Source organism: Caulobacter zeae (assembly GCF_002858925.1).
In the GTDB taxonomy this organism is placed as follows: Bacteria; Pseudomonadota; Alphaproteobacteria; order Caulobacterales; family Caulobacteraceae; genus Caulobacter; species Caulobacter zeae.
Map to the genome: position 1 here is coordinate 75,125 of NZ_PJRS01000040.1, position 21,442 is coordinate 96,566.

The 21,442-nt window shown below is 69.1% G+C and carries 21 protein-coding genes; 10 read left to right on the plus strand and 11 right to left on the minus strand.

Translation table 11 applies throughout. The features are described from left to right. Positions 1-21: 21 nt before the first annotated feature. From SGCZBJ_RS18975 to SGCZBJ_RS18990, 4 genes are all read left to right on the plus strand, one after another. A complete protein-coding gene (locus SGCZBJ_RS18975; protein ID WP_240621572.1) occupies positions 22-483 on the plus strand; it encodes a hypothetical protein in 462 nt (153 codons plus the stop codon). 117 nt (positions 484-600) lie between these two features. Then, complete coding sequence (locus SGCZBJ_RS18980) at positions 601-876, plus strand: helix-turn-helix domain-containing protein (protein WP_058347856.1); 276 nt, start codon at positions 601-603, stop codon at positions 874-876. Positions 877-934: 58 nt separating this feature from the next. Continuing rightward, on the plus strand, positions 935-1,453 hold the full coding sequence (locus SGCZBJ_RS18985) for a MarR family winged helix-turn-helix transcriptional regulator (RefSeq protein WP_101719516.1): 519 nt from the start codon (positions 935-937) through the stop codon (positions 1,451-1,453). Between the two features lie 29 nt (positions 1,454-1,482). Beyond that, positions 1,483-2,571 (plus strand): dipeptidase, encoded by a 1,089-nt coding sequence (locus SGCZBJ_RS18990; protein ID WP_101719517.1) that lies wholly within the window; start codon positions 1,483-1,485, stop codon positions 2,569-2,571. On the opposite strand, the gene SGCZBJ_RS18995 is transcribed toward SGCZBJ_RS18990, so the two are convergent. After that, positions 2,568-3,419, minus strand: a complete 852-nt coding sequence (locus SGCZBJ_RS18995) for a carboxylesterase family protein (RefSeq protein WP_101719518.1) — start codon at positions 3,417-3,419, stop codon at positions 2,568-2,570. The two genes, SGCZBJ_RS18990 and SGCZBJ_RS18995, sit on opposite strands and share 4 nt — an antisense overlap. 113 nt (positions 3,420-3,532) lie before the next feature. Between SGCZBJ_RS18995 and SGCZBJ_RS19000 the strand changes: the two genes are divergently transcribed. Continuing rightward, positions 3,533-3,817 carry a hypothetical protein gene (locus SGCZBJ_RS19000; RefSeq protein ID WP_101719519.1) on the plus strand — a complete coding sequence of 95 codons (285 nt, stop codon included), beginning with the start codon at positions 3,533-3,535 and terminating at the stop codon, positions 3,815-3,817. A 7-nt stretch (positions 3,818-3,824) separates the two neighbouring features. Here SGCZBJ_RS19000 and SGCZBJ_RS19005 read toward each other — a convergent pair whose 3' ends face one another. The 6 genes from SGCZBJ_RS19005 to SGCZBJ_RS19030 form a co-directional block, all read right to left on the minus strand. Then, complete coding sequence (locus SGCZBJ_RS19005) at positions 3,825-4,346, minus strand: VanZ family protein (protein ID WP_101719520.1); 522 nt, start codon at positions 4,344-4,346, stop codon at positions 3,825-3,827. 81 nt (positions 4,347-4,427) lie between these two features. Then, positions 4,428-6,188, minus strand: a complete 1,761-nt coding sequence (locus SGCZBJ_RS19010) for a M1 family metallopeptidase (protein WP_165799381.1) — start codon at positions 6,186-6,188, stop codon at positions 4,428-4,430. Positions 6,189-6,279: 91 nt separating this feature from the next. Continuing rightward, positions 6,280-6,852 (minus strand): demethoxyubiquinone hydroxylase family protein, encoded by a 573-nt coding sequence (locus tag SGCZBJ_RS19015; RefSeq protein WP_101719521.1) that lies wholly within the window; start codon positions 6,850-6,852, stop codon positions 6,280-6,282. Positions 6,853-6,854: 2 nt separating this feature from the next. Next, positions 6,855-7,409 carry a disulfide bond formation protein B gene (locus tag SGCZBJ_RS19020; protein WP_101719522.1) on the minus strand — a complete coding sequence of 185 codons (555 nt, stop codon included), beginning with the start codon at positions 7,407-7,409 and terminating at the stop codon, positions 6,855-6,857. Beyond that, the gene (locus SGCZBJ_RS19025; protein WP_101719523.1) at positions 7,406-8,011 is read right to left on the minus strand and encodes a YqaA family protein; all 606 of its coding nucleotides are present in this window, start codon (positions 8,009-8,011) and stop codon (positions 7,406-7,408) included. The genes SGCZBJ_RS19020 and SGCZBJ_RS19025 overlap by 4 nt, the downstream gene beginning before the upstream one ends. Positions 8,012-8,248: 237 nt before the next feature. Then, on the minus strand, positions 8,249-10,483 hold the full coding sequence (locus SGCZBJ_RS19030; RefSeq protein ID WP_101719524.1) for a TonB-dependent hemoglobin/transferrin/lactoferrin family receptor: 2,235 nt from the start codon (positions 10,481-10,483) through the stop codon (positions 8,249-8,251). Between the two features lie 164 nt (positions 10,484-10,647). Here SGCZBJ_RS19030 and SGCZBJ_RS19035 point away from each other — a divergent pair, with 164 nt between their 5' ends. Further along, positions 10,648-11,430: a DUF4198 domain-containing protein gene (locus SGCZBJ_RS19035; RefSeq protein ID WP_101719525.1), complete on the plus strand. Its 783-nt coding sequence runs from the start codon at positions 10,648-10,650 to the stop codon at positions 11,428-11,430. A gap of 8 nt (positions 11,431-11,438) precedes the next feature. After that, positions 11,439-11,900, plus strand: coding sequence for an EF-hand domain-containing protein (locus SGCZBJ_RS19040; RefSeq protein WP_101719526.1), 462 nt, complete (start codon positions 11,439-11,441; stop codon positions 11,898-11,900). Positions 11,901-11,980: 80 nt separating this feature from the next. On the opposite strand, the gene SGCZBJ_RS19045 is transcribed toward SGCZBJ_RS19040, so the two are convergent. Beyond that, entirely contained in the window at positions 11,981-12,787 is an 807-nt protein-coding gene (locus tag SGCZBJ_RS19045; RefSeq protein ID WP_101719527.1) for a glycoside hydrolase family 16 protein, read from the minus strand. After that, positions 12,784-14,580, minus strand: coding sequence for a polysaccharide deacetylase family protein (locus SGCZBJ_RS19050; RefSeq protein WP_101719528.1), 1,797 nt, complete (start codon positions 14,578-14,580; stop codon positions 12,784-12,786). Before SGCZBJ_RS19050 ends, SGCZBJ_RS19045 begins: the two co-directional genes overlap by 4 nt. Positions 14,581-14,753: 173 nt before the next feature. On the opposite strand from SGCZBJ_RS19050, the gene metG reads away from it, so the two are divergent. Beyond that, the gene (gene metG, locus SGCZBJ_RS19055; protein WP_101719529.1) at positions 14,754-16,463 is read left to right on the plus strand and encodes a methionine--tRNA ligase; all 1,710 of its coding nucleotides are present in this window, start codon (positions 14,754-14,756) and stop codon (positions 16,461-16,463) included. A gap of 185 nt (positions 16,464-16,648) precedes the next feature. Further along, entirely contained in the window at positions 16,649-17,815 is a 1,167-nt protein-coding gene (locus SGCZBJ_RS19060) for an MFS transporter (RefSeq protein ID WP_101719530.1), read from the plus strand. Between the two features lie 133 nt (positions 17,816-17,948). On the opposite strand, the gene cysN is transcribed toward SGCZBJ_RS19060, so the two are convergent. Both cysN and cysD read right to left on the minus strand, forming a co-directional pair. Continuing rightward, positions 17,949-19,856 (minus strand): sulfate adenylyltransferase subunit CysN, encoded by a 1,908-nt coding sequence (gene cysN, locus SGCZBJ_RS19065; protein ID WP_101719531.1) that lies wholly within the window; start codon positions 19,854-19,856, stop codon positions 17,949-17,951. Then, a complete protein-coding gene (gene cysD / locus SGCZBJ_RS19070; protein ID WP_420808169.1) occupies positions 19,856-20,827 on the minus strand; it encodes a sulfate adenylyltransferase subunit CysD in 972 nt (323 codons plus the stop codon). Before cysD ends, cysN begins: the two co-directional genes overlap by 1 nt. Here cysD and SGCZBJ_RS25460 point away from each other — a divergent pair. Beyond that, complete coding sequence (locus tag SGCZBJ_RS25460) at positions 20,760-21,257, plus strand: hypothetical protein (RefSeq protein ID WP_133149295.1); 498 nt, start codon at positions 20,760-20,762, stop codon at positions 21,255-21,257. The genes cysD and SGCZBJ_RS25460 overlap by 68 nt on opposite strands. Positions 21,258-21,442 lie beyond the last annotated feature (185 nt).

Below are 21,442 nucleotides of genomic sequence, written 5' to 3' on the forward strand. Positions count from 1 at the left end.
GGAGGATTCCAGGAGGAAGACTTGGCGTTTCGTTTGGGGGCGACGGCCCTGCTGCTTGCCGGCCTGCTGGCCGGTTCCGCGTCCGCGCAGGAGTTCGTGCGGGGCGACTGCCTCAACGTGGTCCAGCCCACGCGCGGCCTGCGTTTCGAGAATGATGACCACGCCCGCTGGTACAAGCGGTTCTGGACCGGCAACTGCCAGGACCTGAACCTGTGCTTCCCCGGCTCGCCCAACTGGAACGACATCGTCAGCAAGCTGCTGGTCAAGGGCGGTCCGGCCGAGAAGCCGGCCCTGCTGCCCAAGGCCTGCCGCCTGGGCCAGCTGATCGGCATGGAGTGGGCGCGTGATCGCCGTATCAAGCGGATCAGCACCCAGGACCTCAAGCGCTTTTCCAACATCCTCGACGACGCCGGCGACCCGCTGAAGGGCGTCGAGGCGGTCGAGGTCAAGGCGCGCGCCCTGCTGGCCAAGCCCCAGGGCTGACCGCCTGGCCAAGCCGCCCCCGAACCGTCGTATTGGCGACGTGCGGCCGTCGAATTTGTGCAATCGAACGCGTATAGAGGAGCGGTCGGGGAGAAGAGCAGCGAAGGGAGAGATCCTATGGCCGCAGCGCGCCTGACCACGACCGATATCGCCATCGACGACAGGGCCGCGCCAAGCGAGGTCCGCTCGTCCCGCGCGCTTGTGCAGGCGGTGCGGTGGCGCAGCGGCCTGTCGCAGGCCGAGTTCTCGCGGGCCTTCGCCATTCCCCTGCCGGTGCTGAGCGAGCTGGAACACGGCGAGGCGCGGCCAGATGCCGCCATGCTGGCCTATCTGCGGGTCATCGACCACGCGCCCGACGTGGTTCGCGAGGCCCTGACGCGCGCTGGCCTCTAGGCTGCCGCACGCGGATGGCCCAGAAGGGGGACAGCTTCCTCCGTCAGCGGATTCCGCCATGTCCGATCCCGAAGACTACAGCCGCGGCTTCGGCGGCGAGGCGCTGGCGGCCCGCCTCCGGCGCGTCTCCGAGCGGATCGACCGTGACGGCTCGCGGGTCTATGCCGCCCGCGGCGTCAAGTTCGAGCAGCGCTGGTACGGCGTCCTGCGCCAGTTGGTCGAGCGCGGCGCCCCGATGGCGGTGGGCGAGATCGCCGCGATCCTGCGCATCACCCACGTGTCGGTCAGCGAGGCCAGCCGGTCGATGGAGAAGGCCGGCCTGATCGTCTCGCAGGTTTCGGCCCAAGACGGGCGCCGCCGCCTGATCGCCCTGACCGACGAGGGACAGGCGATGGTCGCCAGGCTCGGCCCTGTCTGGGACGCGTTCAACACCGCCGCGCGGGAACTGGACGCCGAGGTCGGCGACCTTGTCCGGCGGCTCGACCAACTGGACGACGCCTTGGACCGCCGGTCGATGTTCGATCGGATCATGGATGGAATTTCATTGGACGACCCCGGGTATGGGAAGGATATGTAGGCGCCTACATATTTCTTTCGGAGGGGACCATGAGCACCACGCGACGCATCTTCCTGGGCGCGGCCGCCGCCTCGCTGGCCGCCAGCGCGACCGCTTCGGCCGCGACGGGACAGGCCGCCGGCGTCGTGATCAACGGCAATCTGCTCCTGCCCATGGATAGTGAGAAGCCGCTGGACCAGGAGGCCCGCGACCTCGTCAAGGCGTCGGGCCTGACGGCGGCCAAGCTGACGATCGGCGGGCCGGGCACGGAAACCAGGGCCGAGACCGCCGCCTCCATCGCCGACATCGACAAGGTCGTGGCGCTCAATCCCGACCTCTATCTCAAGGTCGCGTCCGTCGCCGACTTCGCCCGCGCCAAGGCGAGCGGTCGTCTGGGGATCATCTATTCGTTCGAAGCCGCCGAGATGTTGGAAGGCGACCTTGCCGCCATCGACCAGTTCCGCGCCGCCGGCGTGCTGGTCATGGGGCTGAGCTACAACCGGACGACGCCGTTCGCCTCGGGCACGATGTCGTCGCCGCCGACCGGCTTGACCGAGTTGGGGCGGCGCGCGGTGGAGCGCATGAACGCGACAGGCGTGACGATCGACGTCAGCCACAGCGACGAGCCGTCCAGCCTGGGCGCCATCGCCGTGTCCAGCAAGCCCGTGCTGATCACCCACGCCGGGGCCGCCGCCGTCCACGCCCATCCCCGCAACAAGTCCGACCGGCTGATGAAGGCCCTGGCCAATCGTGGCGGGGTCATGGGGATCTATGAGCTGAGCTATCTGACGACGGCGCCGGCCCAGCCCTCGCTGGACGTCTATTTCGCCCACCTGATCCACGCCCTGAAGGTCTGCGGCGAGGACCATGTCGGCATCGGCAGTGACGCCCTGCTGTGGCCGTTCGACACCTCGTCCGAGAGCATGGCCCAGTGGAACAAGAGCCTGGAAGAGCGCAAGGCCGCCGGCGTGGCCGCGCCCGGCGAGGGGCCGCCGCCGTTCGTGACCGGGCTGAACCGCCCGGATCGCTGCGCCGTCATCGCCGACGAACTGCGGCGGCGGGGCTATTCGACGCGGGTGGTCGACAAGGTGATGGGCGGCAACTTCCGGCGGGTCTTCGCCGAGACCTGGACGGCTTAGCCCTTTTTCCGCTTCTGCGAGAACAGCCAGGCCCGCCAGGCGTCGTCGTGCATCATGTCGGGCGGCACTACGTGGGCCATGCCTGAATAGGAGACGAAGCGCACGTCGCCGCCGGCGTCGGCCAGAGCCCCGGCCCAAGCCAGGTCCGGCGCGTAGGGGTTCTCGCGGTCCTTGTCGCCGTGGACGATCATCACGGGCGTCGGCGCGACCTTGGCGGCCAGGGCGCGCTCGGGCGGCACGCCGGAGAAGGCCGCGACGGCGGCGAACTTGCCGGGCTCCAGGGCCGCGGCGTTCATCGCCGCCGAGCCGCCCATCGAGAAGCCGACGAGATAGATGCGGTCGGTGTCGATCGGCAGGCGGGCCGAGAGGTCGTCGATCAGGGCCAGGATCGCCGGCAGGCTGGTCCCGGGGCGCGAGGCCAGCAGCCGGTCGGCGCCCTTGGCGTAGTTGGCGGTGCGGATAGGGGCCTGGGGCGCCAGCACGAAGGCTGGGAAGGTCTTGGCCGTGCCGGGGCGGGCCCAACTGCGCACGAACGGGCCCATCTGGGCCTTGTTGTCGTGGCCCACGGCGCCCGAGCCGTGCAGCACCACCACCAGCGGCAGCTTCTCCTTGGTCGCCGGCGACAGCAGCCGATAGGGCAGGCGCACGCCGTCGGGCGCGGTGAAGCTGGCGGCGGCGAAGGCCTCGGCCGGCGGCAGGTCGGACGGGGTCGGCGTCAGGGGCGTGGTCGCGTAGCTGCGCGTCTCGACCGCGAGCTTGGGGGCCGGCGCGAGGGCGGGCGCCTCCGAAGGCGTCGAGGCGCAGGCGCCCAGCAAAAGGCAGGCGAGCAACATGAGCGGCTTTTGCATGGCGTTTGCATAACCTGCTTCGCGCCGCTTGTCTGGAGGCGGAGCAACCCCGGCCATGACCTGCGGGTTTATCTCTCGACGCCCTCGCGGGCGAAGCATGGGAGAAACCGGTCATGATCGGTCACAGGCATCATCAGGAAGACGGCCGCCACTTCACGCACGGCACCTCGGCGACCACCGCCGACTGCGCGGCCGAAGGCAAGCTGCGGCCGGAGGACCGCCATATCGAGGCGCCTCATTCCAAGCAGGCGGACAGGCCGCTGGCGCACAACGAAAAGCACGACCAGCTGGCCGAGAAGGTCGAGTGCTCGGAAAGCCGCCAGGAAGCCCTGCTGGACGAGGGCCTGGAAGAAAGCTTCCCGGGCAGCGACCCGGTCAGCGTCAAGCGGATCACCTGACGAAAGATCAGGCCTCGCGCGGGAAACGCGCGGCGGCGCGGGAGGCGAAGCTGCCGTGGGCGGCTTCGCTTTCGGCGGCGACGGAGGCGGCTGGCATGACGACGCTGCTCTTGCGGCGACGGCGGCGCTGGCGCTGGGCCGAGATGTCCGAGAAGCGCATGGCGCCGCGCTCGCGGGCGTCGCGGCGGACGGCTTCGATGTGGCTGGCCAGGTAGACGACGGCGATGCCCGCGACGTCGGCGGCGAAATCGGTGAAGCTGGCGCTGCGATGGGCGAACAGCTGCGCGACTTCGGCGCTGGCGCCCAGCAGGATCGCGGCGATCGCCAGGTCGTTGCGGCGCATCTTGGGGAAGGCCAGGAAGGCCATGGCGGTCAGGCCGCCGAACGCCAGGGCGTGCGCGGCCTTGTCGCTGAGCCCGAAAGCCTGTTCCAGGCCCTGGAACGGGCCGAGCATCAGGGTTACGGCGCTGGCCGCCCCGACGAACAGCACGGCCTTGGCGGCGATAACGACATGGTTGGGCGTCAGCATGGGCTCGGCTCGCGGTGGAGCCTTGAGTCCTAAGGCCGCATGCCTCGCAAACCGTGAAGGAACACGGTCAACGGAAGATGACTATTTCTTCGGACTGACCGGCCGGCTCCTGGCCTTGTCGGAGGCGTCCTTGGCGGTCTTCCAGGCGTGGTAGGCCTCCAGATACGGTTGCCGGCGCAGGATCTTCGAAGCGGGGTCGACGATCACCGGAACGGCGTCGCCGACGCGCACCCGGCCCGTCCCATCGGCCATCGGCAGGGTTACCATCTTGCCGCCGACCTTGACCTCCACAGGCATCGGGAAGCGCCCGGCCGGGGTCTTCCAGGCCAGCACCAGGTCTTCGCCGTCGCGGGTTTCGACAAGCTCCGGCAGGGCGGCGTGGCGCAGATAGGTGTCGAAGAACCAGCGGTAGTCAGCGCCGGTCGCCTCGCTCACCGCCTTGATGAAGTCGTCGGTCACCGCGTAGCGCGGGGCGAAGTTGCCGGGCTTGGGATCGGGGCGGCCATAGACCAGCACCCGGGTGGCGGTGAAGAAGGCCTCGTCGCCGATCAGGCCGCGCAACGTGTGCAGCATGTTGGCGCCCTTGTAGTAGATGTCGGTTCCCGGCCCGACCTTGGCGTCGTAGACGGCTTCCTCCTCCATCGGCTTGCCCGAGACGATGGGGAACTTGTTGAAGCTCTTCACCCGCATCTCGTTCAGGCGGACCATGTATTCCATGTCGCCGTGCAGCCACTGCGAATAGAGCGGCTGCATGTAGGTGCCGAAGGCCTCGTGCAGCCACATGTCGTCCCAGTCGACATTGGTCATCTGGTTGCCGAACCACTCGTGGGCCAGTTCGTGCTCGAGCAGCCAGTCGAAGCCGTAGATTTCCTTGGCGTAGCCGGCGCCGTAGGCGTTCAGCGTCTGGTGCTCCATGCCCAGGTGCGGTGTCTCGACCGCGCCCATCTTCTCCGAGCGGAACGGATAGGGCCCGATCATCCCCTCGTAGAAGTCGAGCATCGGCGTGAACTGGGCCAGCAGGTCGCGGCCCTTGGCCTCGTTGCCCTCCAGGGCCCAGAACTCGATCGGGAAGCTGTCGCCGAAACGGCTGCGGTAGAGCGCGGTCAGGTGGACATAGGGGCCGATGTTGAGCGCCACGGCGTAGGTGTTGGGCGTCTTGATCCGCCAGTGGAAGGTGCGCCGCCCGCCGCCGGCCTCGGTGACGTCGATCAGGACCCCGCCCGACGGCGCCGACAGCCCGGCCGGAACGGTGACGTGCAGGTCGACGAGGTCGGGCTCGCCGGTCGGGTGGTCGATGCACGGCCAGAAGAGGTCGCAGCCCTCACCCTGGACGGCGGTGGCGATCCAGGGGCGGCCGTCGGGGGCCTTGGTCCAGACGAAACCGCCGTCCCACGGCGCGTTCTTGGCCTCTACCGGCACGCCGGCGTAGCGGATGCGCACGGCGGTGGTGCGGCCGGCCGGGATCGGGGCCGGCGGGGTGATCGAGAGGCGGCCGTCCGGATTGCGCCAGGCCGTGGGCGGCAGGTCCCGGCCGTCCAGCGACACCGCCGACACCGGCAGTTCACGGTCGAGGTCGAGCACGATGGTCGCCAGCTCGCGGTCGGCGCGCAGGGCCAGCACGGCCTCGCCGGAGATCGACTTGCGCTCGGGGAAGACCTCGATCGACAGGTCGACATGCTCGATATGCACGCCGGCCTGGTCGGGCTTCAGCGCCCCGCCGGTGGCCAGGGTCTGGGCGGTGGGGGCGGCGCGCGCGGGCTTGGTCGGCTTGGCGGGCGCGGCGGCGATCAGCAGCGGCAGGGCGGCGGCGAGGGCCAGTGCCCGGACGGACGACGAAGGCAAGACGACTCCCCGCGATGATCAGGCGTCATCGGTAGGGGAGGCGGGGGCGAAGGCCAAGCCTTTGAATCCCTCTCTCGCAGAGAGAGGGGTTTTACAGCTTCTCGCTGATCTTGATGGCCACCTTGCAGCCGGTCTGGATGACGGCGCTGAGCAGCGGATAGGCCGTGGCCTCGTGGGCGCCTTCCTCGATGGCGAGGTCGCGGTGCATCAGCTCGTCGTCGCGGAATTTGGAGAGCTCGGCGGCCAGGGCCGGGTCGCGGTCCTTCAGCTCGTCGATCTGGCCGGCGTAGTGCTTCTCGATCACCGACTCGACGGCCTCGGTGCAGGCGTGGGCGGCCTTGTCGCCGATCAGGGCGGTGCCGGCGCCCAGGGTGAAGGCCGCCAGGCGCCACAGGGGCGACATCAGGGTCGGGCGCACCTTGCGCTCGGACAGCAGTTCGTCGAAGCGCGACAGGTGGACCTGCTCGTGGCCCTCCATCTCCTTCAGCTGCTCGGCGATGCGCTCGCGGCCGCGGGCGTGCTTCATCACGGCCTGCTGGCCGCGATAGATGTGGACGGCGGCCAGTTCGCCGGCCTGGTCGACGCGCAGGATCTCGGCCAGGCGCGCGGCCTGGGCGCCGCGGCCGGGGCGGGGCGGAACGGCTTTCTGCTGGGCGGCGCTCATCGTCAGGCCTCCTTGGAGCGAAGGGCGGCGAAGGCCGAGGCGACGGCCAGGCCCAGCGAGACCAGGGCGTTCCAGCCGGCCATCGACAGGCCCAGGAACACCCAGGCGGCCTTGTCGCACATCGGAGGCTGGATCTTGGCGCCTTTCAGCATGGCCACCAGGTCGTCGGAGGTGGCGAGGCCCCCGCCGGTGCAGGTGCTGGGACCGGGCCACCACTTCCATTCGACGCCGGCGTGGAAGGCCGCCAGGCCTGCGCCGTAGAGGAAGATCGCGCCCAGCAGCCACAGGGCCGGCGCGCGCAGGCGCGTCCAAAGGGGCGTGCGTTGCAGGATGGTGGCGATCAGGCCGACCGTTCCGGCCACCCAGTAGACCTCGCGCTGCTTCAGGCACAGGTGGCAGGGCGCCAGGCCCCCGAAGCTTTCGAACGCATGGGCCGCGCCCAGCATGATCGCGCTGGCGGCGAAGGCCAGGACCGGCCAGTGCCTGGCGACCCACGCCAGGGGCGGACGCTTGGGAACGAGGGGACCGGTGGTCACGGCCGGGGTGTCGGTGGTCATACGGCGCACGCGCCTCCGCTGCTTCCCCCCAGGAAATGGCTCGCGGCGAGGCCGATGACAAGGAGCAGGATCAAACCGCCGGCCACCAGGGCGAGGCGCCGTTCGATCACCGGCAGCAGGGTCGGGCCGAACTTCTTGACGACGAAGGCGACGAGGAAGAAGCGCGCGCCGCGGGTGACGACAGAGGCGAAGATGAACATCGGGAAGCTGAAGGCCGCCAGGCCCGAGGCGATGGTCACAAGCTTGTAGGGGATGGGGGTCAGACCCTTGGCCAGGATCACCCAGACCCCGTACTTGTCGTACCAGCACTTGAATTCGGCGAGGCCCCCCGCGTGGCCGGTGGCGGCCATCATCCACTGGCCCACGGGGGTCAGGAAGTAGCCGATGGCGTAGCCCAGGATGCCGCCCAGCACCGAGGCCAGGGTGCAGATGGCGGCGTAGCGCCAGGCCTTGTCCGGCCGCGCCAGCACCATCGGGGCCAGCATCACGTCGGGCGGGACGGGGAAGAACGAGCTCTCGGCGAAGGAGACCGCGAACAAGCTCGTGGGAGCGTGACGCGAGGCGGCCAGGCCCATGACCCAGTCGTAGAGGCGGCGCAGCATGCGAACTCCCGTTTGCGGATGCGCCGTTGCTAGCAGGGGGCGGCGCGCTTGTCCCGGGCGATGCGACGACGATTTCCCGTTCTTTTTGCGACGCCGCGAAGGCGGGCGCTGAAGCATGCCCCAGACAATAAAACGCCCCGTCCTCCAGGCGCCGGGCCGACATGGCGCGGAGGAGGACGGGGCCACGCGGTCGCCGCAACATTACGACCGCGTGTCTCGGTTAGGACCTTTGGGGTCCTAGAACTTGACCGCCAGCGAGACGCTGTAGTTGCGTCCGGGAGCGGTGTAGCCGTCGACGATCACCGCCGGCACGGTGGCCGAGGCGGCGGCCGACTGGCCGCGCACGTCCGACCACCACCAGTACTTCTCGTCGGCCAGGTTGAAGACGCCGCCGCGCAGGGTGACCGCGTCGGTGACGTTCCAGTAGGCGGTGGCGTCGGCGGTGGTGAAGGCCGGCGGGGCGAAGCAGCCGCCCGTGCAGGTGACGCCCAGGCTGTCGACCGACTTCTTCTGCACGTGCATGACGCTGAACTGGCCGCCGAAACGACCGGCCGGATCGCGGTACGACAGACCGGCCGTGAACTTGGCCGGATCGACCGACTGCAGCGGGGTGCTGACGCCCGCCGTGTTGGTCGAGAAGCCGCGAGCATAGGAGGCCGCGCCGATCAGGCGCCAGTTGTCGGCGATGATGACTTCGCCGCGAGCCTCGGCGCCGCTGATCTCGGCCTCGGCCAGGTTGACGAACTGGAACACCGCGGGGTCGGTGGGGCGGAACGAACCGCTGACCTGCACCTGCTCGATGAAGTCGTCATACTTGCCGGTGAAGCCGGTGACGCTGATGTTCCAGGTCGGCTGGCGCAGGCGGAAGCCCAGTTCGAAGGTCTGGCTGGTCTCGGGCTTCAGGTCCGGATTGGCGATCGCGGTGTAGAAGCTGGTCGGGTTCGAGAAGCCGTTGTTGACCTGCGACGGGGCCGGGGCCTTGAAGCCGGTGGCGGCGTTGGCGAACACGCTGATCAGGTCGGTGGCCCGCCACACGGCCGACAGCTTCGGCGAGAAGCGCGAGTCGCTCTGGCCGACCGCGGTGTTGGCGGTGAACAGCGGATCGTTCTTCGGGTCCAGCTTGTAGTAGTCGTAGCGCAGGGCCGGATAGAAGGTGACCGGACCAACCGCGAACTCGTCCTGCACGTAGCCGCCGAACAGGGTGTAGTCGGTGGTCGGGAAGGCGCGGTTGGGGAAGGTCTCGCCGGCCGGCGGCACGGTGCCGTCGCGCAGGCCCTGCTGGCGCGTCAGCGAGGCGTCAGCGCCCCAGACGATGCTGTGGTCCACGCCGCCGAAGCTGGCCTTGCTGGTCAGCTCGACCGCGCCGCCGAACACCTCGTTGTCGAACTTGGCGTCGCGGGTGCGGTCGGCGGCGGTGTAGCGGTCCTCGGCCGAGAACTGCCGGGTGGTGCTGTCCTGATAGTAGAGGGTGGTGCGGGCGCTCTGGATCAGGCCCTGGCCGCCGGTGAAGGCGTGGGCCAGGCTGACGCGGTCGCGGCGCATCTTGTCGAAGGCGGTCAGCCCGACCACGGCGGTCGAGGCCGGGGTGGCGTTCGGGGCGACATAGGTGATCGCCGACAGCACGTTCCAGTCGATGTCGCGATCCAGGTGGTCGACGGTCAGCGAGAACTTGTTGCGGTCGTCGAGGTTGAACACCAGCTTGCCGAGCACGGCGTTGGAGCTGTTGTCCTCGGGGTTGGCGACCGTGCGGCGCACGTCGCGCAGGGCGGCCGTGCCTTGGGTCTCGGTCTCGTGGCCGTCGCGGCGGGTGTAGGCCAGCAGGCCTTCCCAGCGGCCGCTGGCGCCGGCGACGAGGGCGCTTTCGCTCCAGCTTTCGTCGGCCGAGCTGTAGCCGACGCGGCCGCGGGCGGCGATCGACTTGCCTTGCAGGACGTCGGAGGGATCCTTCGTGAAGAAGCTGACCGAACCGGCCAGGCCGTCGCTGCCGTAGAGGGCCGAGGCCGGGCCGCGCACGATCTCGACCGATTTCAGCACGTCGACGTCGACATAGTCGCCGCGACCGGCGGCCTGGGCGCCGAAGGCGTAGCCGTCGGGCACGCGCACGCCGTCGACCATGATCAGGACGCGGTTGCCCTCCAGGCCGCGGATGGCGAAGCCGGCGTTGCCGTCACGACCCGTCGAGGCGCCGGCGGCGGTGAAGCGGGAAGGGGCGCTGCGCACCGACACGCCCGGCTCGAACCGCACCAGGTCCTTCACGTCGTTGACCAGGGCGTCCTCGATCTCCTGGCTTGTCGTCACGGAGACGGTCGCGGGGGCGTCCAGGACGGACTTCTCGCTGCGCGTGGCGGTGACGGTGACCTTGTCGACTTCGGCGCCGTCGGCCGACGGCGCATCGGCCGCGAAGGCCGCCGTGGCGAAGAGCAGAGCGCCGGCCGAGACGGCGGCAAGATAGGCGAGTCTGTTGCGCGGCAAAGTTCGATCCCCAGTTTTCGGCCTCAGATGCGAATTGTTCGCATTCGTTGGATGGGGAGCTACGACCGTCTGGCGGCTTGGTCAAGTTATTTGCAATTGATTCTTAGATTCATCCGCAATAGGAGCCTCTCCAACGCACCGATCGTCCTGGAAGGGGGATTCCGATGAAGACCATGCTCGCTTCGGCGGCGCTGCTGGCGGGCCTGGGCCTGTCCGGCCTGGCGCACGCCCACTCGCCCTACATGCTGCCTAGCACCTTCGACGTCTCCGACCGCAAGGTCGTGACCGTCCAGGGCTCGTTCACCGAGAGCTTCTTCACCCCTGAAGTGGTGATGAAGTCGGACACCTATGCGGTGGTCGGTCCGGACGGCGTGCGTAAAGCCCTGACGCCGACCTATCTGCGCGAGCTGGCCCTGGTGGAGGCGCCGATCGAGACCGCCGGCACCTACCGCATCACCACCGGGCAGCGCGCCGGCCGCGTCGGCAAGGCCACGCTGGTCAACGGCGAGTGGGAGTTCCTCGAGCCGGGCAAGGCGCCGGCCGGCGCCGAAGTGGTCGACATGCAGAGCATCACCACCGCGGACGTCTACGTCACCCGCGGCGCGCCCAGCACCGGCGCCCTGGCCCCGGTCGGCAAGGGCCTGGAGTTCCAGGCGATCACCCACCCCAGCGATATCACCACCGGCCAGCCGGCCAAGTTCGTGGTGCTGTACGATGGCAAGCCGGTGGCCGGCCAGGAGGTCACCCTGACCGCCGGCGGCGACCGCTACGCCGACGTCAAGGCCGCCCCGGTCACGGTCAAGAGCGACGCCCAGGGCCGTTTCGAGCTGAAGCCCGAACGCTCGGGCGTCTACCAGGTTCAGGCCCGCTACCGCGTCGCCCCGGCCGCCGCCGGCCAGCCCGGCCAGAGCCACACCTACTCGCTGACCTTCGAATCCCTGCGCTGAGAGCCGACATGATCCGCAACACCCTGATCCTGGCCGCCGTCCTGGCCGCCGTCTCCGCCCCGGCCCTGGCCGCCTCGCACGCCCGCGACACCTTCATCAAGGAGCAGGACGTCAACGGCGACGGCGTCGTCACCAAGGAGGAGTTCGTCATCACCCGCGACCAGCTCTTCAAGGCCATCGACGCCGACAAGAACGGCGTGCTGTCCAAGGAAGAGTATGTCGGCGAGTTCAAGGTCCGCCTCGAGAAGCGCCTGGCCGCCTCGACCGAGACCGCCGAGAAGAAGGAAGAAGAGCGCGTGCGCCAGATGCGCCAGGCCGACGTGCGCTTCGGCGTCCTCGACAGCGACAAGAGCGGCGGCATCACCCCGGCCGAGTTCGCCTATTCGGGCTGGCGGATGTTCGTGACCCACGACACCAACAAGGACGGCGTGGTCTCGGCCGCCGACCCGGTGGCCGCGGACACGAACTAAATCCGCCAAACCTCGCCCTTGGGGGGGCGCGCCCCCGGCTTCTTGATCCCCTTCTGGAGCCGGGGGCGCTTGCCCGCCGCCTAGTCTTCTGGTGCGTAGACGCGCACCCAGTCCACCAGCAGGCTTTCGGGCAAGGCTGCGTCGTCGACGCCGCGCCGGCCCGTCGTCTCCGCCCACCGCCCGCCGACCGCCAGGTTGAGGATCAGGTGGAAGCGCTCGTCGAAGGGCCGTCCGCCCGCCCGGGTGAAATAGGGCTTGCCGTCCAGCAGCCAGGTCAGCCGGTTCGGCGTCCATTTCAGCGCGAACACGTGGAAGGCCGTCAGGTCGCCCAGCGCCGTGTCGGCCGAGTCGCTGCGGTTGGCCTTCAGCGTGGGGCCATGATGCGCCGCCGCCCGCACCCGGTCGCGACAGGACCGGCAACGCACCCCCAGGTTCACGGCCTCGGCGATGTCGATCTCGCCCGACAGCGGGTAGGGGCCGTAGTTGTCGTGCTCGGGCAGCATCCAGATCGCGGGCCACAGCCCCTGGCCCAGCGGCAGCCTGGCGCGCACCTCGATACGGCCGTAGCGGAACGAGGCCAGGCCCTTGGTGCTGACGCCGCCCGAAGCGTAGTCGCGGCTCACCCGCGGGCCGCCGTCGCGCCGGGCGGGGCCCGACGCGCGCTCCTTGCGGGCGTTAAGCCGCAGCACCCCGCCAGAGACCGTGACATTGGCCGGCGCGTAGCACTGGCGCTCCTCGTTGCCGCCGCCCCAGCAGTCGGTCGCCGCCGTCCACCGGGCCGGATCCAGCCGATCGCCGTCGAACTCGTCCGACCAGATCAGTCGCGGCGCCGCGACGGCCGGGCAGGCGATGGCGGCCAGCAGCAAGGCGAGCAGTAGGCCTCTCACCGGATCGCCGTGGTCGAGCGGCCGCCGGCCGGCAGGCCCAGGATCACGCGCCCTTTGGCGGACTTGGGCAGTACGACCTCGACATCCGAAACCCCCTTGGCCGCGCCGGCGGTCAGGACCCAGCCCGCGCCGTCAGGCTGGACGTCGAGATCCAGGGCGTCGCGCGCCGTCCACCAGTCGCCGAAGGCCTGGGTCGAGCCCATCCAGGCCCGGCCATTCCAGCGATCGGCCAGGGCTTCCTCGAACCTTAGCTTGTCGCCGACCGTGTTGGGGTGGATCAGCACCGTGACCACGCCGCCGTCCCGGGCCACGCGCGTCACCAGGGCGTCGGCCGCGTCGAGCCGTTGCAGCAGGGGCGGGGCCTTTTCGTCCTCGATGGCGACGGGGAACTCGAACACCGGCTGCAAGGCGCCGTCGGCGCGACCGTCGGTCAGCTGGAAGGGCAGGTGGGTCAGCACCGTGTTGGCGGTGATCGACGAGGAATAGCGATAGCCGCTGGCGTCCAGGGCCTGGGGCAGGGTGAACGGATAGGCCAGCCGTCCGGGCCGGAACGAGACCACCTGCGCGCCCGCCAGCCGGTCGAGCAGGAACTTCGACACCCGAAGCTCGCCCAGGATCGTGGCGCCCTTCACCGTGTCGACCGTCTCGACGAAGGGGCGGTAGCGCGGGTAGCGCTCGCGGCCGTCGCCCAGCGGCATCGCATGCTCGAAGGCCCCGGAGTGGGCGACGGTGTGGCTGCCCACCTCCTGGCCGCGCGCCAGCAGGCCTTTGACGTCGGCCACGGCGGCGTCGTCGAAGAACACCTTGTCGTTGTAGTCCTTCATGTACTTGGTCTGTACGAAGAAGGTCCCGCGGATGTTCCGGGCCTTCAGAGCGTCGGCATAGGCCAGGGCGTTATGCACCGACGGCCCGTAGTCGACGTCGTGGGTGAACAGGATCGACACCTGCCTGCCGGCGGGCGTGGTGGAGACCAGCCAGGGCATCGGCTCTCCGGCGACGTAGAGATCGCGCACCCAGCGGAACAGGCTGTCCAGCGACGGCTCGTACCCGTTGACGTAGCGCCGGGCGAGGGCCTCGGCCCGGCCGTTCATGGCGCGCTGGGCCAGCGAGCCGAGGTCGACGCCCAGCACGCAGGCCTGGCCGCCGACCCGCCGGCAGGCGGCGGCGACCGAGCCGTCGTCGAAGCGGGCTGCCACCTCCGCCGTTCCGGGCGCGTAGCCGACGCTGGCGACCTTGGCCTCGCCGGTGGAGGAGGCGACGATCTCGTCGCTCTCGGGCTCGCCGGTGGTCTTCGTCCAGCGCATGCGCAGGCGGGAGGAGGCTTCTGTTCCCTCGCCGACGCCGAACAGCTCGCCAAGCCCGCCGCCCGCCAGGTTGAAGGCCAGCACCGTGCCGCCGTCCCGCACGTGCTGGGCCAGGGCGCGCAGCTGCTCTGCGCTCAGCACGCGACCCGAGATGATCGGATAGACCAGCACCACCTTGTGGGTCAGGGCCTTGGCGGGATCCTCCGTCACCGTGATCGGTACGCCGTGGGCGCGGAAGCCGCGCACCAGCCCCAGCCACCCCGACTGCGGGTCGGTGACCAGAATCGCCAGGCGATGGGGGCCGCCCTTGTCGAACTGGGCGATGCGGGTGCGGGGCGGCTCGATGATCTTCGAGGCCTTGGCCGGGCCGCGCACGCCGGGGAAGACGTGCATCACCGACGGATCGGGCCGCTCGCGCCACCACCACCAGCCGCCCGCCAGCAGCACGGCGAGGATGAGCAACAGCAGCGGCAGGCGACGGCGGGTCATGAGGCCTCCAGTCAAGCGCGAGACATCCAAACCCGAAAACGCCCGACGCGCGAGCCCGTGATTTCGTGATCCGCAAGGTTGCCGGCGCGCCGCGAAGCTTTCCCTTCGGCGCGGGGGCTTCTATATGCGGACGCCTCCTTATTCTCGTTCGCCCCCGGAAAGACGCCCGTTCCATGGCCCGCATCCTGATCACCTCGGCCCTGCCGTACATCAACGGCATCAAGCACCTGGGCAATCTCGCGGGCTCGATGCTGCCGGCCGACGTCTATGCGCGCTTCCAGCGGGCCCGGGGCCACGACACCCTCTACATCTGCGCCACCGACGAGCACGGCACTCCGGCCGAGCTGGCGGCGGCCGCCGCCGGCCAGGACGTTGCGACCTACTGTGAAGAGCAGCACGTGTTGCAGCACGACGTGGGCCGCGCGTTCGGCCTGTCGTGGGACCACTTCGGCCGTTCGTCCTCGCCGCAGAACCATCGCCTGACCCAGCACTTCGCCGAGGTGCTGGAGGCGCAGGGTCTGATCGAGGAACGGGTCGACCAGATGGTCTACTCGATCGACGACCGTCGCTTCCTGCCCGACCGCTACATCGAGGGCACCTGCCCGCACTGCGGCTTCGAGAAGGCGCGCGGAGACCAGTGCGACAACTGCGGCAACCTCCTGGACCCGACCGACCTGAAGGACCCGTACTCGGTGATCTCGGGCTCGCGGAACCTCGAGGTGCGCGACACCAAGCACCTCTACCTGCTCCAGACCAAGATGGCCGACCGCATCCGCGCCTGGGTCGACAGCCACCCCGACTGGCCGACGCTGGCCAAGTCGATCGCCTACAAGCACCTGGACGAGGGCCTGATCGACCGCGGCATCACCCGCGACCTGGCCTGGGGCGTGCCGGTGACCAAGGACGGCCTGCCGCGTCCGGGCATGGAAGAGAAGGTCTTCTACGTCTGGTTCGACGCCCCGATCGAATACATCGCCGCCACCCAGGAGTGGGCCGAGGCCGCGCTGGATCGTGACTGGCGCTCGTGGTGGCGCACCGACGCCGGCGCCGACGACGTCCGCTACGTCCAGTTCATGGGCAAGGACAACGTGGCGTTCCACACCGTCAGCTTCCCGGCGACCATCCTCGGCTCGGAAGAGCCGTGGAAGAGCGTCGACATGCTGAAAGCCTTCAACTGGCTGAACTGGTACGGCGGCAAGTTCTCGACCAGCAGCAAGCGCGGCGTGTTCATGGACGCGGCGCTCGACATCCTGCCGCCGGACCTGTGGCGCTGGTACCTGACCTCGAACTCGCCGGAAGGCAGCGACACGGCCTTCACCTGGGAGCAGTTCGCCAGCGCCGTGAACCGCGACCTGGCCGACGTGCTGGGCAACTTCGTCAACCGCATCCTGAAGTTCACCGAGAGCAAGTTCGACGGCGTCGTGCCGGAAGGCGGGCAGATCGGTCCGCTGGAGGAGAAGCTCTACGCCGACGTCGCCGAGCGCCTGGCCGACCTCGCCGAGCAGATGGACGCCATCGAGATCCGCAAGAGCGCCCAGGCGTTGCGGGCCCTTTGGGTGGTCGGCAACGAGTACCTGCAGGAAGCCGCCCCGTGGACGGCGATCAAGTCCGACCGCGACCGCGCCGCGGTGATCGTGCGCACGGCCCTGAACCTGGCCGCGCTCTACGCCCGCATCTCGGCCCCGTTCATCCCGTTCGCCGCCGAGAAGATCGGCGAAGCCTTCGGCCAGGCCTGGCCGCCCGCGTGGCCGTCGTCCGACGTCGCCGCCGAACTGTCGACCGTCCCGGCCGGCCAGACGGTGCGTGCGCCCGAGGTGCTGTTCAAGAAGATCGACGACGACATGATCGCCGAATGGGCCGCGCGGTTTGGGGGCGCGGAGTAAAAAGATCCTCCCCCTGAAGGGGGAGGTGGCCTGATGGGCCGGAGGGGGAAGTCCCTGCGGAAACTGGTGAAGTCGTAGGCGTGGGAGGTTACATCCCCCTCCGTCGGCTTCGCCGACACCTCCCCCTTCAGGGGGAGGATCTGAAACCGCTTCCCCTTCGCCGCCCACCGCTCTACGAGCGGGCCATGCCGCTCGTCGCCCGTCTCAGCCTGTTCTATGTGGCCATCTATCTGGTCATCGGGGTGAGCCTGCCATACGTGGCCACCTTCCTGCGGGCGAGGGGGCTTTCCGGGGCCGAGATCGGCGCGGTGCTGGCCGCGCCGCTGCTGCTCAAGCCATTTACCGGGGCGGCGCTGGCGGTCTGGGCCGACGGGTTCAAGCTGCGGCGCTCGCCGATGATCCTGCTGGCGGTCGGCGCCGCCTGCGCCTACCTGGCCATGCTGATCGCGCCGGGCTTCTGGGGCCTCCTGGTCTGCTGGCTGCTGGGCGCGACCCTGTTCTCGACCATCTCGCCGCTGATCGACGTGGTCACCCTGCGCCGGGCGCGGCTGGAAGGCTTCAACTACGGCCTGCCGCGCGGGTCGGGCTCCAGCGCCTTCATCGCCGCCAACCTGGCCATGGGCGTCGTTCTGACCTTCATCGGCGCCGAGGTCATCGTCGTCTGGATCACGGTGGCCGCCCTGTTGACGGCCTTCGCCGCCTTCGCCCTCGTGCCGGCCGAGCGGGTGCACGAGGAGGGCGAGGCGCCGGCCAAGCGCGACCGCTGGAAGGGCCTGGGCAGCCTGCTGACCGACCGGGTGTTCGTGCTGGCGGTGGTCACCGCCGGCCTGATCCAGGGTGCGCATGGCTTCTACTACAGCTTCTCGACCATCCTCTGGCGCAGGCAGGAGATCCCCGAGCCGATGATCGGCGTCTTGTGGGGCGTCGGCGTCGCGGCCGAGGTCGGGTTCATGTGGTTCCTGGAGCCCTGGCGACGGCGCGTGGGGCCCGGCAAGCTGCTGGCCATGGGTGCGGGCGCGGCGGTGATCCGATGGACCGCCTACGCCTTCGCTCCGCCGCTGTGGGCGCTGTTTCCGCTACAGGCGCTGCACGCCTTCACCTTCGCGGCCAGTTTCCTAGCCTCGCTGCAACTGATCGAGCGCCTTACGCCGCCCAAGAGCGCCTCGGCCGCCCAGGCCCTGAACTCGGCGGTGTCGCAAGGCTTCACCCTGGGCCTGGCGACCCTGGCTTCCGGCCCGCTTTTCGATGCGCTTGGCGTGAAGGGCTACTGGGCGATGGCGGCGCTGGGGGTGGCGGGGCTTTGCGGCGCGCTGGTGCTGGGACGGAGTGCGCGGGTCAAGGCGGGGGCTTAATCGCTCTCCCTCCCCCTTGATGGGGAGGGCTGGGGTGGGGGTGATGCTGCGTTCGATGTTGCACCGCCGCCAATTCAGCAGGTCACCCCCATCCCCGACCCTTCCCCCATCAAGGGGGAAGGGCGAAGGGGGCTCAGATCTCGTACGAGATCTCTTCGCCTTCCAGCCAGGCCACGATCTGCTCAGCGGCGGCCACCGGATCGACCTTTGTCGTGTCGATGACCAGTTCGGCCGCCTCGGGCGCCTCGTAGGGGCTGTCGATGCCGGTGAAGTTCTTCAGCTGGCCCGAGCGGGCCTTCTTGTAGAGGCCCTTGACGTCGCGGCTCTCGGCCACGGCCAGGGGGGTGTCGACGAAGACCTCGACGAACTCGCCGTCGGCCAGGATCTCGCGCGCCAGCTGGCGCTCGGCCCGGAAGGGCGAGATGAAGGCGGTCAGCACGATCAGGCCGGCGTCGACCATCAGCTTGGCGACCTCGGCCACCCGGCGGATGTTCTCGACGCGGTCCTCCTCGGTGAAGCCGAGGTCCTTGTTGAGGCCGTGGCGCACGTTGTCGCCGTCCAGCAGGTAGGTGTGGCGGCCCAGCGCGTGCAGGCGCTTTTCGACCAGGTTGGCGATGGTCGACTTGCCCGCGCCCGACAGGCCCGTCAGCCACACCACCCGGCCGCGCTGGCTCTTGAGCGCCGCGCGCGATGCCTTGGAGACGTCGGTGTGCTGCCAGTGGATGTTGTCGGCCCGGCGCAGGGCGAAGTTCAGCAGGCCCGCGCCGACGGTGCGGTTGCTGATCCGGTCGATCAGGATGAAGCCGCCGAGATCCCGATTGTCGGCATAGGCCTCGAACGGGATCGCCTGGTCGAGCGAGATGTTGACGTGGGCGATCTCGTTGAGCTCCAGCCGCTTGGCGGCCGTGTGCTCCAGGGTGTTGACGTTCACCCGGTGCTTGATCTCGGTGACGCTGGCGCCGACCAGGCGCGCGCCGATCTTCAGCAGGTAGGAGCGACCCGGCGGCAGGGGCTCGTCGTCCATCCAGACGAGTGTCGCCTCGAACTGGCCTGCGACGGCGCAGGGGCTGTCGGCGGCGACCAGCACGTCGCCACGGCTGACGTCGACTTCATCGGCCAGGGTGATGGTCACCGACTGGCCGGCCACGGCCTGGTCCAGGTCGCCCGGCAGGGTGACGATGCGCGACACCCGGCTCTCGCGGCCCGAGGGCAGCACTTTCACCCGGTCGCCCGGCTTGACCACGCCCGAGGCCAACTGGCCCGAGAAGCCGCGGAAGTCGAGGTTGGGACGGTTGACCCATTGCACCGGCATGCGGAACGGTTGGGCTTGCAGGCTGTCCTCGACCTCGACGCTCTCCAGCCAGTCCATCAGGATCGGGCCGTCGAACCAGGCGGTGTGCTCGCTCTTCACCGCGATGTTGTCGCCGCCCAGGCCCGAGATCGGGATCGGGGTGAACACCGACAGGCCGATCTTCTCGGCGAAGGCGCGGTAGTCGGCGACGATGGCGTCGAAGGTCGCCTGGTCCCAGCCGACCAGGTCCATCTTGTTGACCGCCAGCACCACGTTGCGGATGCCGAGCAAGGACACGAGGTAGCTGTGGCGACGGGTCTGGGTCAGCACGCCCTTGCGGGCGTCGATCAGGATCACGGCCGCGTCGGCGGTCGAGGCCCCGGTGACCATGTTGCGCGTGTACTGCTCGTGGCCGGGGGTGTCGGCGACGATGAACTTGCGCTTGTCGGTCGAGAAGAACCGGTAGGCGACGTCGATGGTGATGCCTTGCTCGCGCTCGGCGGCCAGGCCGTCGACCAGCAGGGCGAAGTCGATCGCCCCGCCTTGCGTGCCGACCCGCTTGGAGTCGGCCTCGAGGGCGGCCATCTGGTCCTCGAAGATCATCTTGCTGTCGTAGAGCAGCCGGCCGATCAGGGTGGACTTGCCGTCGTCGACGCTGCCGCAGGTGATGAAGCGCAGCAGCGACTTGTTCTGGTGAGCCTCGAGATAGGCTTCGATGTCTTCGGCGATGAGGGCGGACTGGTGAGCCATCAGAAGTAGCCCTCCTGCTTCTTCTTCTCCATCGAGGCGGACTGGTCGTGGTCGATGACCCGCCCCTGGCGCTCGCTGGTGGTGGTCAGGAGCATCTCCTGGATGATCTCGGGCAGGGTCGAGGCGGTGCTCTCGACGGCGCCGGTCAGCGGGTAGCAGCCCAGGGTGCGGAAGCGCACGCTCTTGATCTGCGGCTCTTCGCCGTCACGCAGGCGGAAGCGCTCGTCGTCCACCATGATCAGCGCGCCGTCGCGCTCGACCACCGGCCGCGGGGCCGAGAAGTAGAGCGGCACGATCGGGATGTTCTCCAGATGGATGTATTGCCAGACGTCCAGCTCGGTCCAGTTGGAGATCGGGAAGACGCGCAAGGATTCACCCGGGTGCTTGCGGGTGTTGTAGAGCTTCCACAGCTCCGGACGCTGGTTCTTGGGGTCCCAGCGCTGCTCGGCCGAGCGGAAGCTGAACACGCGCTCCTTGGCGCGGCTCTTCTCCTCGTCGCGGCGGGCGCCGCCGAAGGCCGCGTCGAAGCCGTACTTGGCCAGGGCCTGCTTGAGGCCTTCGGTCTTCCACAGGTCGGTGTGCAGGGCGCTGCCGTGGTCGAACGGGTTGATGCCGCGCGCCTCGGCCTCGGGGTTCTTGTGGACCAGGAGGTCGAAGCCCAACTGCTGGGCGATCTTGTCGCGCAGCTCGTACATCGCCTTGAATTTCCAGGTCGTGTCGACGTGCAGCAGCGGGAAGGGCGGCTTGGACGGATAGAACGCCTTGGCGGCCAGGTGCAGCATCACCGCGCTGTCCTTGCCGATCGAATACAGCATGACCGGGTTTTCGCACTCGGCGGCCACCTCGCGCATGATGTGGATGCTCTCGGCTTCCAGGCGCTGCAGGTGGGTGAGGCGAGCGGGGGTGATCAGCGGCATGGTCGGCTCGGAAGCGACGGCGGGCGCCTGGGGTGCAAGCTGGGTAAGGGCCAAGACGGTCGTCCGCAAACAGAAAGACTTCGCCCGCGCCGAGCGGCGAGAGGGAAGCACCGGGGGAGCCTGCGACCTAGGTCTCCGGGGGGCTTGGAGCAAGGCGCAGAAATCTAGGGGCGCTGTCAGCTTGTGTGGGCGCCGTTGCATCAACATGACCAAAAGTTCATTCGAGCATGGCCGTGGATTGCGGCATAACGGCGCTATCGGATCGACGGGTAAGCCGATGTCATTCTTGTCAGAACTCCTCGCGGCGATCGTGCTGTGGCTCTCGGCCACGGCGCTTTGCCAGTTCGGCGTGGTGATCGAGGAAAAGATCATCAAGCCGAAGGTCGAACGCACCGTCGCGCGTTCGCCTCGCGAGGCCGCGCGCCTCGAAACCGCGCCCAAGATCATCTGTCCCGAGCAGGCCGCGCGTCTCGCCCGCGCCTGATCCGTCCGCCCCGGGATCGTCGGGGCGACGCCTCCCAGAATCGCGCAACACTCGGTCCGCTTTGGGGAAAACCGCGTCAACCGGCTATGCGCGGGCGCCTTTCGCGGCTAGGTTTACTCGCCTGCGCGATGAAGGGGCTTGCGCGCTGCGTCGCTGTGAGAGGCCCCCTCGTCGTTCGCCTTGGG